Genomic DNA, 15,831 nt, shown 5'->3' with positions numbered 1-15,831 from the left:
GGGATTTCATTCATTCTTTAGATATTTAAAATCGATAGCCAATACTCAATCCATATTTTGCAACCACGTCATGATCCGTTTTGTCTGCATTGAACAAAAGTTTTCCATAACCTGCGTTGGCTTCAAAAACAAATCCTTTTTTTGTGACTAGTTTATAACCCAGACCGGCACCTAGCGCAACATCATAAACATCTTTATTTTCAGTGAATGTCAGGTTATCTGCTGCGTATATTTTTTTTCCATCAATGGAAGTGAACGCTCCAAATCCTTCAACAAAAAAACCGGAAGCATATTTTTTTCCAAAATAATATCTGTAATACGGGGAAATGAAGTAATTCATATCCTCTTCTTTTTTATCATCATAAACAAAAAATGCAGAGATCCCCAATGATGAATTTTTGTTGAGATGCCGTTCAAAATTTACTTCCACAGCACCGGATAACGGGGTGATTAAATTTAATCTGATTTCATTGTTTTTCTGATAAAGATTTGCATCAGTTTCATTTTGAGCCTTAACAGAATAAAAGGCAAACAAAATGATTACCAGTAAAAAGTTTTTTTTCATAAAAAATTAATTTGAATTATTTGAATGCAAAACTCAAATAAATCAAATTAGAACGGGTTCCAAAAGCTTAAAAATGGATAAAATGGGACTTATTTGATGGTATTTTTATATTCATTGGGTGTCTGACCGGTAACTTTTTTAAAGGCATTATAAAAAGTCGTTTTTGAAGTAAACCCGGATTCTAATCCCATCGTCAACAAAGTATAGTTTTCATATTCCGAATTTGAAATCATTTCCTTGACGGCTTCCACTCGATATTGATTGATATAATGGGCAAAGTTATCTCCCGTTATCGTGTTTACAATTTGTGAAACATATCCTGCGCTTATGCCTAGCTTTTCAGCGACTTTTTCTCTGTTTAATGTACTGTCGGTATAAATGTGCTGATCCTTGCAAAGAAGTTCTAGTTTCTGAAAGTAAAGATTGTCAGCCGTGATAGATTCCTTATATTCTTGTGGGAAATTATTTTGTACAATTTGCACGTTACTATACGAAACAGCTGAATCTTGATTTAAAAAATGGTAGACAGCATCTTTGTTTTTTGCAAGCTTGTATTTGTAAATGCCTATATAAGCTGTCCAGTGCATAATAAACGTTGCACATAAAGCCAACACACTCATGGTAGAAGAAATGTCTATTCCAAAAAAGAAGCCAGTCATATAGGTAATTAGCCAGATAGATAATAATAAATAGAGTGTAGTTAATAAGGTAATTATCCATTTTTTCTCTTGTGGGTCTTTTAAGTGCTTTATCATAAAATAAGAGTAAAAAGGGGGAAACAAGATGATGATAAAGGCAAATAAAAGCTGGATCAGTCTAAGTATATTAATTATAAACATACCTGAATCTCCGATTTTATAAATTCCCAAAATATCATTAAGATGGTAGGTAATCGTAAAAGTAGAGGAATAGACAAACGGAATGTAGTATAGATAAGTTCTTTGTCTGTTCTTTACGGAATCATCTATTCGGTTTATTATAAACAGGAAGATGAAGACGGGTAGTAAAAATATCCACTCAATATAATCCAGAAAACGTAGCAAAGGATAGGACGTAAATGCACCTTCAATTTCAAAAACATAATTCAGTAAAACAATGGAAAGTGCAAATAGTAAGTAGGCTAAATATTTATTTGAATTACTATTGAATAGAGAAGACCTTAAAATGACTAAACCTAAGACTATTCCTTGGAAAATTGCAATATTTAAAAGTGTTGTATAGATCAAATTTTTATATTAAAAATTGTTTTTAAATATACCTCTTTCATATGAATTGATAAAACGAACTTATATTAATATCAAAATAAAAAACTCAATCATTTGATGAAAATTAAAAAAGAATAGTAAATCAATATCTTGAAAATTTAAACAACTTTGTTCTTTTTAAATTTCTAAATTTGCTCTATAACTATGAAATAGATGTTCGAAATTTTCCAAAAGTACCTCACAGACAAAATTGAGCTTTCCAACGACCAATTAGAATTAATAAGATCGGCCAGTAAAGAGAAAAAACTTCGCAAAAAACAATTTCTTTCGCAGGAAGGCGAGGTCTGGCATTACAATGCTTTTATCTGTCGGGGATTAGTAAAAACTTTCTCCATTGCTGAGAATGGTACAGAACATATTATCAATTTTGCGCCCGATAATTATTGGACAGGCGATCGTGAAAGCCTTATCAACGGAACAGTTTCACGTTTAAATATTGATGCCATAGAACCAACAGAATTGATCTTAATTGATAAACCTGATTTTGAAAAACTGTGTGCAGATATTCCACAGCTTAATCAGTTGGTCAATCAGCTTATTCAAAGAAGCTTTATTGTTTCGCAAGGAAGAATCCTGGCCAATATCAGCTTTACTGCAGAAGAAAAGTATGAGAATTTCCTTGCCAAATATCCTCACATCGTCAACAGAATTCCCCAGCATATGATTGCTTCCTATATTGGCATTACGCCGGAAACGCTTACCAGACTACGTAGAAATAAGGTGAAGAAATAATCTTAATTCATTTCATTGACATTTGTTTGGATTTTTTTCAAGCTTTTATCAATGGAAGATGAGGTCCTGTTGTGTCAATTTTGTCTTATTAAATAACAATCAAAATTTAAAAAGATGAACAAGACAATTTTTATTACAGGAACAAGCACAGGATTTGGAAAATTAACAGCAACTACACTTGCTAAAGAAGGTTATACGGTTATTGCAGGAATGCGTGGCGTGACAGGTAAAAATGAAGCTGCTGCCAAAGAACTGGAAGCATTACCCAATATCCACGTCATTGAAATTGATGTCACAGACGACCAATCTGTAAATAATGCTTTTGCCGAGACATTAGAGAAATTTGGAAAAATAGATGTTTTGGTCAACAATGCTGCCGTCTCCGGTTTTGGATTATTAGAAGCATACAGTCTGGACAAAATACGTCAGATGTTTGAGGTTAATTTTTATGGCGTTATCCGAACGTATCAGGCTGTTTTACCATCAATGCGTGAGCAGAAAAGTGGTTTAATCATCAATATTAGTTCAGGTGCAAGTGCACACACATCGCCATTTATGATTCCATATTTTGCGTCAAAATTTGGTGTGGAAAGTATAACGGAAGGTCTGCAGGATGAACTTAAACAATTTAATATCGATAATGTTTCCATACAACCCGGAGTTTATCCAACAGAAATGAATACTGGACAGAAAGCCGGAGTTAATGCAGATAAACTTGAAATTGCAAGTATTTATGATCCGGTTGCGACAGAGCAATTCAATGCCATAGGTTCCGCCTTATTTGGTAAGATGAAAGAGTTCAATATGGATCCACAAACTATTGCTGACGGAATTCTGGAATTGATACAAATGAAGCAAGGTTCCCGTCCTTTACGTTTTCCGCTGGACGCTGTTGCTCAGGGAACTGATCTTGAATTTATCAATGCAAGAGCTGAACTCAAAGCTAAATGGTTAGCAAAATATAATGATTAATTACTTTTCGAAAAAATTAAAAAGGGTTGAAGAATTTATGCTTCAACCCTTTTTTGTAGGTGGTTTTTGTTGAGATTAAAAGGAAATAGTTTTAAATAAATTTCAGTTTTATTGACATTTGTTTGTTTTTTTTTCAAGCTTTTGTCAATGGAAGAACGCGGTCAAATGGTAGAAATTTGCTTTATCAAATAACAATAAAAAAATTAAATAAGATGAGCAATTTAAAAAAACAAATCAAAGCAACTGCAGTCGCCAGTGCATTATTAGTATCAGCTTCAGTTTCTGATCTTGGCGCACAAGAGAAATCAAAAATTCTTGGTGTGGATCATGTTGGAATCAATGTTCCGGATATGAATCAGGCAGTTAATTTCTTTACAGATATATTAGGCTTTTCTGCAGTCACTACATTAGGTCCAATTCCTTTAGACAATGTTTGGAAAAAGAACAATCATATGCAGTCCGGAACTGGCGCAGTAACGATCAAAATGGTAAAAGCCGGAACTGGTGCCAATATCGAATTATTCCAATATCAGGATAATAAAGGCAGCAAACAATTTCCTGGTGGAGACGATCTTGGTGCAAGCCACATCGCTTTTTATACGGATGACATCAAGCAAAGTGTAACATTTTTAAAAAGTAAAGGCGTACAGTTTTTGGGTGAGCCATTTCTAATGCCGTCAGGCGATACAGAAGGTGAAACCTGGGTTTATTTCTTGACACCTTGGGGTGCAAAAATGGAACTGGTTTCTTATCCCAACGGTAAAGGTTATGAAAAGAATAAACCTGCTGCAATTCTATGGTCTCCGAAAGATTTTAATTCATCAAAATCAGAAATTAGTTCAAAAATTTTATCCGAGGCAGAAATTCGTTCATTAGTTGAAACACATCTCGCCATCTGGAATGAAAGTGATCTGAAGAAACGTGAAGCTTTGATGAAAAAAGTTTATGCCGACGATATCGAAATGGTAGACAGTAATTTTATCGCAAAAGGCTTTAAAGAGATCAACGGTTTTGTGGAAGATCTGCAGAAAAAAGCGCCTGGTTCAAAATTCACTCACATCAAAACGATTGATGTCAATCACAACATTGCACGTCTTTTCTGGCAAAACGGAACACCGGAAAAACCTGATGCTGTGACTGGAATGGATCTTTTCGTCTTCGAGAACGGAAAAGCGGTTAAACTCTATGTTTTCGTGGACAGCAAAAAATAATCTTCGAAATTAAAATCAATATAATCTACTTAATAATAACATTTAAAATTATCAATTATGAAATCTTCAATCATCAACCCAAACTCAAAAAATGAAACATTAATCCGTGAATTGTACAGAATCGCAGAAATCCAGGATACAAAAGGATTTGTTGATCTGTTCGCAGAAGACGGTTATTTCTGGGATGTCTCTGCGGGAACCAAATATTACGGTGAAGACATCGGTAAAACAGTAGATGTTTACGCCACTGCATTTCCAGATATGCACAGAGAATTATATGATCTGTATGTTTTGGAAGATGAGAATACAGTAGTTGTAGAATTATCTCTGAACGGAACGCATAAAGGTCCGTTACAATTACCATCAGGACCTATTGAAGCTACGGGAAAAACGATACAAGTTCCTTGTTGTGATGTCTTCAAAATCGAAAACGGCAAGATCAAATCATTCCATTGTTACACTGGAGCAACGATTATGTTGGGGCAGCTGGGAATCTTTTAATAAACATATTTCAAGGTGATTGAATTTTTTTTCACCTTGATTTTAAAAACCTTATCAAAAATGGAAAATATAATAGACCTTTTGAACTGGCGCTATGCTACTAAAAGAATGACAGGAGAAAAGGTTGCAGAAGTAAAAATCAATATCATTCTGGAAGCTGCACATTTGGCACCTTCAGGAATTGGTTTACAGCCGTATGAGATTATCGTCATCAGTGATTCTGAAATAAAAAAACAGATTCTTCCAATTGCTATGGATCAATTTGCAATTACCGAGTCATCACATCTGTTGGTTTTCGCCGTTTGGGATGAATATACTAAGGAAAGGATTGACCACGTTTTTGATCATCTCATTTTAAAACGACATTCTGAATCTGCACCTTATGAAAGACAAAGACATTTTGCTAAACAATTCTTTGGAAATATGAGCATTGAAGAGAATTTCCATCATGCTGCAAAACAAGCCAACATCGCTTTAGGTTTAGCCATTGTGGCTGCAGCATCACAGGCAATAGATACAACGCCAATGGAAGGTTTTGACCCTGTAGCTCTTGATGAGTTTCTTGACTTAAGTTCTAAAGGACTGAGAAGTTCGATGCTTTTGGCAGTAGGCTATCGGGACAAAGAAAATGACTGGAATTTTAAAAATGAAAAAGTACGCAAACCAATGGAAGAATTTGTAACTTTTTATAAATAACAAATCACTAAAATTTTCTATTATCCATTTTGCAATTAGTCAAGATATTTCTACATTTAACAATCTTGAAAAATGAAAAACATATAATCCAACACTTTGAACTTTCGCCGCAGGCAAAGGCAGGAATTGTGATTGTAAATATGGAAGATCAGGAAGTTGAAGAACACGATGTTTCTAAACCGCACCGGGATAATCACTGTCAATTGATGGTAGCGGTAAAAGGTGAATTTAGGTTAAATATTGATTTTGAAATCATTGAGTTTACTGCTCCGGCATTAATTTGTGTATTTCCTGAAGCCGTACATTATGTGTCAGAAGTAAAAGATCCAAAAGGATGGATGATCAGTTTTGATCCTTCGCTCATCAATAAAGAAGTGCTGCAGCTTTTAGAAAATAAATTTAATAATCCGTTTTTACTTCATCAGGAATCCGTTTTTTTTCAGCAAATCATTATCTTGTTTGATTTAATGGAGAAAGTACAACTACGAGATACAAATTCATACATCCAAAAAAGTATTAATTCTTTACTAAATGCACTTTTAAGTCTTATTGCTGGAGAATTGGTTGCCAATTTGCCCGCTGAAAAAGGGAAAGAAAACCGCAGTATTATTATTAAGGAAAACTTCATCAAACTTAGCAAAGAACATTTCAAAATCTGGAAACAGCCCGCACAATACGCCTCGGCACTTTCTATCTCAGTTTCTCACTTAAACGACACCGTAAAATCATTAACAGGAAGTCCGGTTTCCGCTCATATTCAGGAAGCATCGATTATGGAAGCCAAAAGATTGCTTTATTTTACAGAACAAACTGTTAAAGAAATTGCTTACGAAGTGGGTTACAATGAGCCTGTATATTTTGGAAAATTGTTTAAAAAAATAACAAAACTTACACCTCTTGAATTTCGAAAAAAATTCCGTGATCAGGACTATCCTTCCCTTTATTGAAACTATCATTAAGAGCAATCCTGTAAGTAGATTTGCCTTGTAATTAATACAATAATTAAAATGCAAAACGAAATCAATATCCCGGTCATACTCGATGCTGTAAGAAAAGTGGGGGATGCCTTTCTAAAAGATTATAAACAAAATCCTATACCGCAAAGTATGGATGGGCTTTTAAAACAGTTGGAAGACATCGATACCTTGTGTCTGACTTCTTTAAAAGAAAATTTATCTCTTGAATTTCCAAATACTCCTTGGAATATTGGTGACGAGTTCGATACTGAATCACAAAGAAATCCCGCTGGACAACACGAATATTGGTTGTGTGATGCAATGGATGGCGCCATACAATATCTTCAGCATATTGCGGGTTGGACGATCAATTTAGCCCTTATATGTGATGGAAAACCTTTATTTTCTGTTATTTATGATCCGTTGGCTGATGAAATGTTTTGGGCAAAAGATGGTGAAGGTGCTTTTATGAATGATAAAGTATTAAAAATAAGTCATAAAACAGATCTGGCAGTTATGCTTGCGGTTTTTGAGTATGGACATCAGGACAAATCCAACAATCATTTGAATGGAAAGATTGGATCCACGGTAACAAAACTGCTGGATAATTTTGGAATTGTTAGAAATTATGGGCCGCACGGACTGCAATTGGCTTATGTAGCTGCAGGAAGGATTGATCTGTTTATTCAGGAAGATCTCGATACCTATAATTGGATTGCCGGATTGCTTATCGCTAAAGAAGCTGGAGCTGAAATTTTAACAACCGATGGGAAATCTTGGAAATGGGGAAGTGAAAACCTCTTGGCAGCACAAAAAACGGCTGCTGAAAAATATCTCTCAATTAAATCTAAAATTTAAAATGAATATAGCAATCATAGGAGCTGGAGCTGGAATTGGATTGGAATCCGTAAATCAGGCGCTCGAAAAAGGACATACGGTAACAGCATTATCTACAAACACAAATCATATTACAGATCATCCCAATCTCATTAAAATAAATGGAAGTGCAACCTCACCAATTGATTTGAAAAAAGCAATTAAAAATTCCGAGGTGGTTTTGATAACTGTAGGAACAAAAAATAAAAAAGCAACAACCCTTTTTTCTGATATTGCCAAAACGCTCATTAATGTGACTGATGAACTTAATTTTTCTCCACCAATTTTGGCCATTACAGGTTTTGGGGCGGGAGAAAGTAAAAATTATTTAAGTTTTTTTATGCGAACGGTTATATCATTATTCCTGAAAGATCAATACATCAATAAAACAGAAATGGAAGAACTGATCACTAAAAGTAGTTTGAAATGGGAAATCATAAGACCCGGAATACTTACCAACGGAAGTGCAACCTCATCTTACAAAGTATTATCCGAACTTAAAAAAGGAATGAAAGTGGAAAAGATATCAAGAGCCGATGTAGCAAAATTCTTAATTGACGAAGCTGAAAATCAAAGATTTATTCATCAATATGTAGCGCTAACAAATTAATCTAAAAAATAGTGACAGAATTATATCCGCCACTATTTTTTAGTAAAGCCCCATTTTTAACATCTGGTCAGGATGGTATCTTGAAGACTGATCATTTTTGGTGAAATCTCCAGAGTAGTGCTGGAATCATAAATTTAATAGATAATTAACGCTTACGTGATTTAAATAAAAAGAGAATCCGATAGTTTCGCAAACAATTAAAAAACTATTAAAACACATTAAATTAATCATGATTCAAAGACAAAAATTCCTTGGATGGATGCTTATGCTTGCAGTAACAGGCATCGGATGCCAGAATAATGAAATTGCTTCAGCTTCAATGGAAGAAGAGCTTTCTTCAAAACTCAACGTTAATAAAGCGGCTACGGACGTAAGTGTCAATGCTTATGTGGATACAAGTACCTACATCAACTCTGGCTTTAGTTTTCTGAACCCATCTCAGATCGATAAAAACCGTCAGGCTATAGGCGGAAATGCTTACACCGAGGTATACGGGTTCAATATCCCTGAAGAAAACAGAGTAAGAGGAATCCGTTGGAATACCGATGATGAAACTACATCGATTTGGAGACCTCAAGGGATTGCAGGATTTACCAAAGATGGTGTTCGTTATCTGTTGGTGAGTTGGTATGCAAAAGATGATGCTGAGTATAAAGGTTCCCGCATTACGCTGATTGACATTAGTCCGAGTTCAAGTACTTATCTAACGTATCGTCATATTCTGTTGGTACAGCCTGATATTCCGGCAACTACAACGACTTATTCACAATATGGTTCTTACGCTCCATTGAACGTACATGCCGGAGGGATTGCCTATTTTAAGGGTAAAATATATCTAAGCAGCACAAATTTGGGTGTTCGGATATTTGATTTGAATAAAATAATTGAAGTGACCACAGGTGACACGACCAATGAGAAATGTGGTAAAGATGCCAACGGTAATTTATTCGCATTTAATTATCGATATATATTGCCTCAGATAGGGTATCAAAAAATTAACAATGCTAATCCTTTCTCCACTATACAGGTCAATGATGAAGGAACTCAGTTCTGGACAGGGCAATACTATGCAGGCAGTGCTGATGCTTCCATTGTTCCTCAGGTATTTGGTTTTCCTGTTGACGCGAATGGAACACTTCAAAATACAGGAATTGTCGCAGTGACCCCAAAGAATAGTCTTTTCACGGATAATCACGCTCATGGAATACAAGGGGTATTCCGAAAAGGGAACAGAACATGGCTTTCGTGTACCGGATCTCCAAGCAATTCTTATGGCTCCAATGCAAGATTAGCCCGTTATACCGATGGAGCCGATGATACTGTACGTTACCGATGGCCATACGGATCCGAATCTCTTTACTATGAATCTCAATATGGTTATCTGTGGAGTTTGACGGAATTTGAACCCAATGCCGGAGCACAGAACGGAAGTCAGGTCAATCGATGCATATTTGCGGTTGATTTTTCTAAATATGAATAGCAGAAATGCGTATTAGATTAAGAAATAAAAAAGAGGCTGTCTCAAAAAACAGTCTCTTTTATTTTTTAACAAAGACATACCCTTTATAACCCCGAAATTTTCACCATGGAAGAATTCGTCAACCTGAATAACTAACGGTTCAGAAATATTTTCAATTATTTTACTAAACTGTTAATATAGTTTTCCAAATTTGTATAACCTGTTTGCGTTATTGTTGCTGCATCTGCAGCGTCGTTAGCGTTCAGCTTATTTTTAGTTTCCCAGCTATCAGGAATGCCATCCATATCTGTATCTCTAAGCTTTGAGATTATCTGTTTCATTTCCGGTTGTCCGCCGGCATCAGCTTCAGTTTTGAAAATCTGACCTTTCTTACCGAGACTCTTAAAATACCCGATGATGCGGTTATCTACTACGTCCCGTTTTAGAGAAGAACCAGCTTCTGCCAGAACTATTTTCCAGGCATCATCCGCAGCATGAATTTTAACACTACTTCTTGACATTGCTGATGGTTCTTTTACCAGCGTGGCTGTTTGTTTGATAAAATCTTCATCAATAACCAAGCGACCGTTTACTTTGCCATCTTTGTTGAGGTCTACATAATTATCTTTGTGATAAACATGATCAGTAGGAGTGAACATGCTTAAAAAATCATTGGTCGAACTTGGCCCGGCAATAAAGTAATTACCAACAAGATCCTGATAATGGTCTGTAGCAGAATGTCCTCCAATGAAAGCGCTTTTGCCCCAGTTGTAGACTACATTATTAAGGTATTCAATTTTTGCTTTCGCCTTGGGGCTACGACTTTGGTTTCCTGTCCATAGACTGTGATGCACGGTCATATCTACAGGATTTTCCAATAAGGCTCCAAAACGCTGAGGATCTATACCTTCACCGATAAGGCAGTATTGGAGGGTAACATTGGTGCTGTTTTTTACATGCAGATTATCCCATCTGCCCCATTCTATAGAAACGTGGTCAAAGATAATATCCTTCAGGTCATCTGCTACTACGGTGCAAGCTCCTTTGGGCATATTAATGCTTCCTCGGAACCTAATATATCTTATAATGGAATTACCGCCAAAAGATACGCCATTGCCATAAACAGTGATGCCAGTTCCCGGTGCCGTCTGACCTGCAATGGTAATTCCGGGGGCAGCTGTAATTTTTTCTTTGATTTTGATCACACCAGCTACATCAAAAACAACAGTTCTGCCAGTCTGGCTTACCGCATCCCTAAATGAACCTGCGCCTGTATCGTTAAGATTGGTCACGTGATAAACATTGCCACCCCGTCCGCCAGCCGCAAAACGTCCAAACCCTTCGGCTCCGGGAAAGGCCAGTTGCTGTGCGTAAGTTAGTCCACAAAATGAACTTACTAAAAGTAATGATAAATATAGTTTTCGATACATAATATAATCTGATTACTAATTGATTTCTAGCTAAATTAGTATGAATGCCTTAATAGAGTGTCCTGCACCTTAGGCTTCAAAAAATCCTTGTAAAGTCTTGTACGCTGATTCGTTATAAGTATGTAAAACAGTCTTAATCTTTTCAGACAGAAATTACTTAATAGATTCAAGGCGGTCAAAAAAAATAGTAAGCACTTAAGAATCAAATCATCAAAATAAATTTTATATTAGTAACATAAATAGCTTTACGAAAGTTATGTAAATCAGATTGACGTAATGCAAGTCCAAGTTCTTTAGCTTTGTTAATTGACAGAATAGAAATTCGAGAAGGTAGAAAACAAATATACGGAAGCCAAATAGGAACCAATCCAAATAATAAAACTCAATATGTTTTACCTTTAATTGACCCTGACAATGTAGATAAAAGAAGAACAGAAGTTGGCTTAGGTTGAATCTCTGACTATGTTAAAAATTGGAATTTAATTTGAGACGTTGAAAAGTATAAAAATGAATTACCCGAATTAGAAAAATTAAATAAATAGAAAAAACGTTTGCTAGCAGCAGTTTGCAAAAATGGTGGGTTAGGGTTAATTTAAAAAGTTGAATTTGACGGGAAAAGTTTTCAAATACCTAAAATGAATATTGTTGCACAATGTATCGGTCAGTATAACAGTGGATTAGGAAATAAAAAAAACCGACATTGAAGAGTGAAATCTTCAAATGTCGGTCTTGTGACCAAGACGGGATTATCTTCAAACACTTTTATAGATGATTTGGTTCGTTTGAGCCAAATTAAGCAAGAACTACAAAGCTCATTTTTATCAATTTAATTTCTAAAATTCATAAAAAGTTAAATTATCAGTTTTCCAATAATTAGATGTCTTAAATGGTCTTGCACCCACAGCCAAAGAAGTATCGAATTATGTAGTGAAATATTTACAAAGGATTCCGATTGTTTTACAGCCCAATCATTTTAGTTTCTGAAAAAAAACTATAAACAAAATTAAGTATCAGTTTTTATATGATTCTATTTTCATTTTGTAAGATATGTTTATGAATTTTCCATTTGTTTGATGTTATTTTTCCAGGTTAAAAAAAGGTTGATCGTTTTGATCAGCTTAAATATTAAGATGAATACAAGAAAAGAAAATAATATAGTGTAAATTGAATAGCTTTTGAAAAAGATGATCTGAATAGCAAGAACGAAAACATTGATTGATAAAAAGATCAAAGTAATTTTTTTATGAGACAGTCCCAATTGTAAAAGATGATGATGAATGTGTGTTTTATCTGCTTTGAATGCAGATTTACCTCTTAAAATTCTATCAGTATATACTCTTACAGAATCTATGACAGGGATGGTAAATACAAATAGAATGAAGAAGATACCATAAGGGAAATTATGAGCTGTACTGTGGTCAAATTTCGTAATATAAATGCCCAGGCAAATTAATAGATATCCTAAAAATAAGGCGCCGGAGTTTCCTAAAAATATTTTGTTTTTTTTGGAAAAATTGTACTTGAGGAAAGCCAGGATACTGCCAATGAACAAAATGCCAATTCTTGCAAGGCTAACGTTGCCTTCTATAAGAGTGATAATAAAAAATAGACCAAAACCTATTCCTGCAACGCTTCCTGCCAATCCGTCTATTCCATCGATCAGATTAAAGGAGTTCACTGCAGTGGTAATAACCAAAACGGTAAGAATGTATTGCAGGTAAATATTGATTTCATAAACTCCGAATAGCCCGTACAAAGAAGATATTCTGATTCCGGATGTTGCTATTATTACACTCACACAGAGTTGTATCCCCAGCTTATAGATTGCCTTAATGTCCGTTTTGTCATCTAAAGTTCCTACCAACAGCATAATGTATGAAGTGATGATGATGGGAAGTATTTCTTTCAGGCTGTTACTGACGGTAACACCCATTAGCAAAATAACAACAATGCCTATTACTAAGCCTCCAATTAAAGGAATTGCCGTCTGATGAACTTTTCTTGAATTGGGAATATCTACTAATTTAAGTTTTTGGGCAGCAGTTCTCATCATCGGAATGATACACATCGATAAAATGAAGGCAAGAATTCCCAGTATGGATAGTTCTATACAATTTTTCATGGCGTTTGGTTTTAAGCGGTTTTATTTGAACTGTTGAACAGTTGTATATTTTTCAAATGTTCTAGGTTATATTTTTCAAGAATTTTTTTATCTAATTTTGAAATCACAGGGTAAACATTGGTTTTCTTATTGATTGTAAATGTTTCTTCAATTAGCTGACTGTATTTTTTTGCGATTTTTTTCCAGGTATATCTTCTCTCTGCTATTTTCTTCATCTGTATGGCACAATTCTTCAGATCTTCTTTTTTAATTTCAGTTAAAACATTTTTAAGATCTTCCTCATTGGAGAAATAAAAAGCCTGATGCTCTGTTGTGGTTCTGTTGTAAGAAACTCCATTGCTTATAATAGGGAGCCCTAAAAACATCGCTTCTACTAAAGAAGGATTGGTACCGCCTGCAGAATGCCCATGAATATAGAAAGAAGCATTTCCACGAATAAGGTCTATGAGCTCCTGATCATAAATAGGATCCAGAAGATGAATGTTTTTAAAGCCTGAATATTGCTGCTTTATATCGATACCATACTGGCTGTTTTTCCAGTTGCCAACCAATACCAGTGTACGATCAGGAAGTTCACTGAAAACTTTTACAATAGTATGAACGTTATTTTCTGGTTCTATTCTGCATACTTTTACAGCATATTCTTCTGATAAGAACGGATATTTTTCTATATTTTCAGAAGTTGGGATCAAATTTACTTTTGTATGGTCGGCACCATATTCTATGACTCTGCTAATCGTTTTATATCGTAAAGAAGTATAATCCTGGATAGATTCATTATCAGAAATATCAATATGGGAAAATCTCACGGCCAGTTTTTCTGCCCACCACAAATATAATTTTGCAGGTAAAGACCATTTGTCTCTTTTCCATTCTATACCATCAATCGAAATGATAATTTTTTTATGGGTAAATAATCTTACAAATGGTAATAACCATGCTCCTGCAACCCCTAAAACTAATAGAACGTCACTACAGAATAATGAGTGAAGAATAGACAAGGTATCATAAGGGATGCTTTGAATTCCGTTGGCATCAAGAGGAAGATATTTTAGTTTTGCGCCCTTCCAGCTTTCGGTTCTCTCTTCTTTCGTATATTTTTTTGATGAACAGTAGACTGTAAAATCGTAAGTATCAGCAAGCTCTTCTACAAGGTGAGCGGTTAACGTTTCGAATCCTCCATATTTAGCGGGTAAACCCACAGTTCCGATAATGGCTACTTTTGTCTTCATAATAGATGTATTTGATAACAGTATTACTATTCATATTCCAAAAGTAAAATCACTTTTAAATAATTGATAACCAATATTTTAAGTTGTTTGAGCTATGATGCCATGTTCCAAAAAATGGAAAATAAATTATAAATTGGAAATAATCTGTAGAGATTCCTTTTCAAAATAAGTTTCTGAAAACGAAAGACTTGTCTGATAAGATGCCTCGCTGAGAGATTGGTACACATCTGAATTGCTTAGTATATAAGTAATCTTTTCAGATAATTCGTCGATATCTTTAGAATGAATCAAAAATCCGTTTTTACCGTCTTTCACCAATTCGGTTACCCCGCCAACCGGAGGAACAATTGCAGGGAGACGATAACGCATTCCTTCCAGAATTGTCAGTCCGAAAGTCTCTACCCAAAGATCAGGATGAGATAAATTGACTATGATGCTTGCTTCCCGATAAAAAGGATGGGTATTGGTTTGTGTAGGATAGATGGTAAGGTTCTCCGGAATTGTTTTTCCTCTGAAATACTCCTGTATTTCTTTTTCAGAAGCATTCACAACCAATTTGAACAGGTAGCTGTTGTTTTTTTCTGCTAATTTTAAAAATTCGTCAACACCTTTGTATATTTTTAAAGAACAGATCATCAGGACAATCGGAACGGGCTTTTCCAAATATTGGAACTGATCTGCCTGATCTGTAAAATCACTTTCCAAAACATTATAGAGAAGGACCTGACGATCTATCAGAGATTCCTGTTATAAGAGATAATCTGAAACAAAAACGATCTTATCAGCAGTGTGTTTTGCCATTCCGAAAAGAAAATTTTTAAATATTTTAGGTTTTACGGAGGTTTCGTGAATGTGATAAATGATTTTGCAACCTTTTATTTTTCCGGCAATAGCTGCCCCAAAAGGAAGTACCGTATTAATATAGACGATGTCCTGCTTTTTTAGAAAAGACAAAAGCTTGATCATCAAAAGAAACTGGCTCACAAAAAAATTAGCTATTCTTACCCATGAGCTGGGGGAAAACCGATACCAAAAGAAATGATTTTTAACGTTGGGTATATCGGAAAGAAACCCTGTCCGTCCACCGGAAGTAAAAAGATGAGTATCAATTCCGTTTTTTGTCCAGGCTTTCAAAAGTTGCATCAGTACTTTCGGACTTCCGCTGTAATCGTTCAATAAATGGATGGCAACAATTCTTTTCATC

General features: G+C 35.0%; 17 protein-coding genes. 10 read left to right on the top strand and 7 right to left on the bottom strand.

Annotation, left to right across the window (positions count from 1 at the left end; translation table 11 throughout):
• Positions 1-25: 25 nt before the first annotated feature.
• Both AC1Q7L_RS18505 and AC1Q7L_RS18500 read right to left on the bottom strand, forming a co-directional pair.
• Entirely contained in the window at positions 26-565 is a 540-nt protein-coding gene (locus AC1Q7L_RS18505) for a DUF3575 domain-containing protein (RefSeq protein ID WP_492307433.1), read from the bottom strand.
• 89 nt (positions 566-654) lie between these two features.
• Positions 655-1,791 carry a helix-turn-helix domain-containing protein gene (locus tag AC1Q7L_RS18500; protein ID WP_492307434.1) on the bottom strand — a complete coding sequence of 379 codons (1,137 nt, stop codon included), beginning with the start codon at positions 1,789-1,791 and terminating at the stop codon, positions 655-657.
• Positions 1,792-1,983: 192 nt separating this feature from the next.
• On the opposite strand from AC1Q7L_RS18500, the gene AC1Q7L_RS18495 reads away from it, so the two are divergent.
• The 9 genes from AC1Q7L_RS18495 (at position 1,984) to AC1Q7L_RS18455 (ending at position 9,864) form a co-directional block, all read left to right on the top strand.
• The gene (locus tag AC1Q7L_RS18495; RefSeq protein WP_492307435.1) at positions 1,984-2,562 is read left to right on the top strand and encodes a Crp/Fnr family transcriptional regulator; all 579 of its coding nucleotides are present in this window, start codon (positions 1,984-1,986) and stop codon (positions 2,560-2,562) included.
• A gap of 114 nt (positions 2,563-2,676) precedes the next feature.
• The gene (locus tag AC1Q7L_RS18490; RefSeq protein WP_492307436.1) at positions 2,677-3,534 is read left to right on the top strand and encodes an SDR family oxidoreductase; all 858 of its coding nucleotides are present in this window, start codon (positions 2,677-2,679) and stop codon (positions 3,532-3,534) included.
• A gap of 212 nt (positions 3,535-3,746) precedes the next feature.
• Positions 3,747-4,745: a VOC family protein gene (locus AC1Q7L_RS18485; protein ID WP_492307437.1), complete on the top strand. Its 999-nt coding sequence runs from the start codon at positions 3,747-3,749 to the stop codon at positions 4,743-4,745.
• Between the two features lie 57 nt (positions 4,746-4,802).
• Positions 4,803-5,246: a nuclear transport factor 2 family protein gene (locus AC1Q7L_RS18480; protein ID WP_492307438.1), complete on the top strand. Its 444-nt coding sequence runs from the start codon at positions 4,803-4,805 to the stop codon at positions 5,244-5,246.
• 60 nt (positions 5,247-5,306) lie between these two features.
• Entirely contained in the window at positions 5,307-5,942 is a 636-nt protein-coding gene (locus AC1Q7L_RS18475; RefSeq protein ID WP_492307439.1) for a nitroreductase family protein, read from the top strand.
• Positions 5,943-6,007: 65 nt separating this feature from the next.
• Positions 6,008-6,889 (top strand): AraC family transcriptional regulator, encoded by an 882-nt coding sequence (locus tag AC1Q7L_RS18470; RefSeq protein ID WP_492307440.1) that lies wholly within the window; start codon positions 6,008-6,010, stop codon positions 6,887-6,889.
• 60 nt (positions 6,890-6,949) lie between these two features.
• Entirely contained in the window at positions 6,950-7,756 is an 807-nt protein-coding gene (locus AC1Q7L_RS18465) for an inositol monophosphatase family protein (RefSeq protein WP_492307441.1), read from the top strand.
• Between the two features lies 1 nt (position 7,757).
• Positions 7,758-8,384, top strand: a complete 627-nt coding sequence (locus AC1Q7L_RS18460; RefSeq protein ID WP_492307442.1) for an NAD(P)-dependent oxidoreductase — start codon at positions 7,758-7,760, stop codon at positions 8,382-8,384.
• 229 nt (positions 8,385-8,613) lie between these two features.
• A complete protein-coding gene (locus AC1Q7L_RS18455) occupies positions 8,614-9,864 on the top strand; it encodes a hypothetical protein (protein ID WP_492307443.1) in 1,251 nt (416 codons plus the stop codon).
• 155 nt (positions 9,865-10,019) lie between these two features.
• Here the strand turns inward: AC1Q7L_RS18455 and AC1Q7L_RS18450 are convergent, their stop codons facing one another.
• A complete protein-coding gene (locus tag AC1Q7L_RS18450; RefSeq protein ID WP_492307444.1) occupies positions 10,020-11,273 on the bottom strand; it encodes a hypothetical protein in 1,254 nt (417 codons plus the stop codon).
• Between the two features lie 299 nt (positions 11,274-11,572).
• On the opposite strand from AC1Q7L_RS18450, the gene AC1Q7L_RS18445 reads away from it, so the two are divergent.
• Entirely contained in the window at positions 11,573-11,725 is a 153-nt protein-coding gene (locus AC1Q7L_RS18445) for a hypothetical protein (RefSeq protein ID WP_492307445.1), read from the top strand.
• Between the two features lie 599 nt (positions 11,726-12,324).
• On the opposite strand, the gene AC1Q7L_RS18440 is transcribed toward AC1Q7L_RS18445, so the two are convergent.
• From AC1Q7L_RS18440 to AC1Q7L_RS18425, 4 genes are all read right to left on the bottom strand, one after another.
• On the bottom strand, positions 12,325-13,395 hold the full coding sequence (locus AC1Q7L_RS18440) for a glycosyltransferase family 4 protein (RefSeq protein ID WP_083536220.1): 1,071 nt from the start codon (positions 13,393-13,395) through the stop codon (positions 12,325-12,327).
• 11 nt (positions 13,396-13,406) lie between these two features.
• A complete protein-coding gene (locus AC1Q7L_RS18435; RefSeq protein ID WP_083536219.1) occupies positions 13,407-14,627 on the bottom strand; it encodes a DUF1972 domain-containing protein in 1,221 nt (406 codons plus the stop codon).
• A gap of 126 nt (positions 14,628-14,753) precedes the next feature.
• Positions 14,754-15,332 carry a glycosyltransferase gene (locus AC1Q7L_RS18430; protein WP_492307446.1) on the bottom strand — a complete coding sequence of 193 codons (579 nt, stop codon included), beginning with the start codon at positions 15,330-15,332 and terminating at the stop codon, positions 14,754-14,756.
• 42 nt (positions 15,333-15,374) lie between these two features.
• On the bottom strand, positions 15,375-15,830 hold the full coding sequence (locus tag AC1Q7L_RS18425) for a glycosyltransferase (protein ID WP_492307447.1): 456 nt from the start codon (positions 15,828-15,830) through the stop codon (positions 15,375-15,377).
• Between the last annotated feature and the right edge of the window lies 1 nt (position 15,831).

It is taken from the genome of Chryseobacterium sp. GW823-FHT05E08 (assembly GCF_058795655.1).
The sequence above is the reverse complement of the archived record's forward strand: the minus strand, read 5'-3'. Positions and strand labels throughout refer to the sequence as shown.

Excerpts from the sequence above, each read along its gene's own strand:
- AC1Q7L_RS18505 (WP_492307433.1), bottom strand. The coding sequence starts at position 565 with ATGAAAAAAAACTTTTTACTGGTAATCATTTTGTTTGCCTTTTATTCT.
- AC1Q7L_RS18495 (WP_492307435.1), top strand. The coding sequence starts at position 1,984 with ATGTTCGAAATTTTCCAAAAGTACCTCACAGACAAAATTGAGCTTTCC.
- AC1Q7L_RS18490 (WP_492307436.1), top strand. The coding sequence starts at position 2,677 with ATGAACAAGACAATTTTTATTACAGGAACAAGCACAGGATTTGGAAAA.
- AC1Q7L_RS18485 (WP_492307437.1), top strand. The coding sequence starts at position 3,747 with ATGAGCAATTTAAAAAAACAAATCAAAGCAACTGCAGTCGCCAGTGCA.
- AC1Q7L_RS18480 (WP_492307438.1), top strand. The coding sequence starts at position 4,803 with ATGAAATCTTCAATCATCAACCCAAACTCAAAAAATGAAACATTAATC.
- AC1Q7L_RS18475 (WP_492307439.1), top strand. The coding sequence starts at position 5,307 with ATGGAAAATATAATAGACCTTTTGAACTGGCGCTATGCTACTAAAAGA.
- AC1Q7L_RS18465 (WP_492307441.1), top strand. The coding sequence starts at position 6,950 with ATGCAAAACGAAATCAATATCCCGGTCATACTCGATGCTGTAAGAAAA.
- AC1Q7L_RS18460 (WP_492307442.1), top strand. The coding sequence starts at position 7,758 with ATGAATATAGCAATCATAGGAGCTGGAGCTGGAATTGGATTGGAATCC.
- AC1Q7L_RS18455 (WP_492307443.1), top strand. The coding sequence starts at position 8,614 with ATGATTCAAAGACAAAAATTCCTTGGATGGATGCTTATGCTTGCAGTA.
- AC1Q7L_RS18450 (WP_492307444.1), bottom strand. The coding sequence starts at position 11,273 with ATGTATCGAAAACTATATTTATCATTACTTTTAGTAAGTTCATTTTGT.
- AC1Q7L_RS18440 (WP_083536220.1), bottom strand. The coding sequence starts at position 13,395 with ATGAAAAATTGTATAGAACTATCCATACTGGGAATTCTTGCCTTCATT.
- AC1Q7L_RS18435 (WP_083536219.1), bottom strand. The coding sequence starts at position 14,627 with ATGAAGACAAAAGTAGCCATTATCGGAACTGTGGGTTTACCCGCTAAA.
- AC1Q7L_RS18425 (WP_492307447.1), bottom strand. The coding sequence starts at position 15,830 with ATGAAAAGAATTGTTGCCATCCATTTATTGAACGATTACAGCGGAAGT.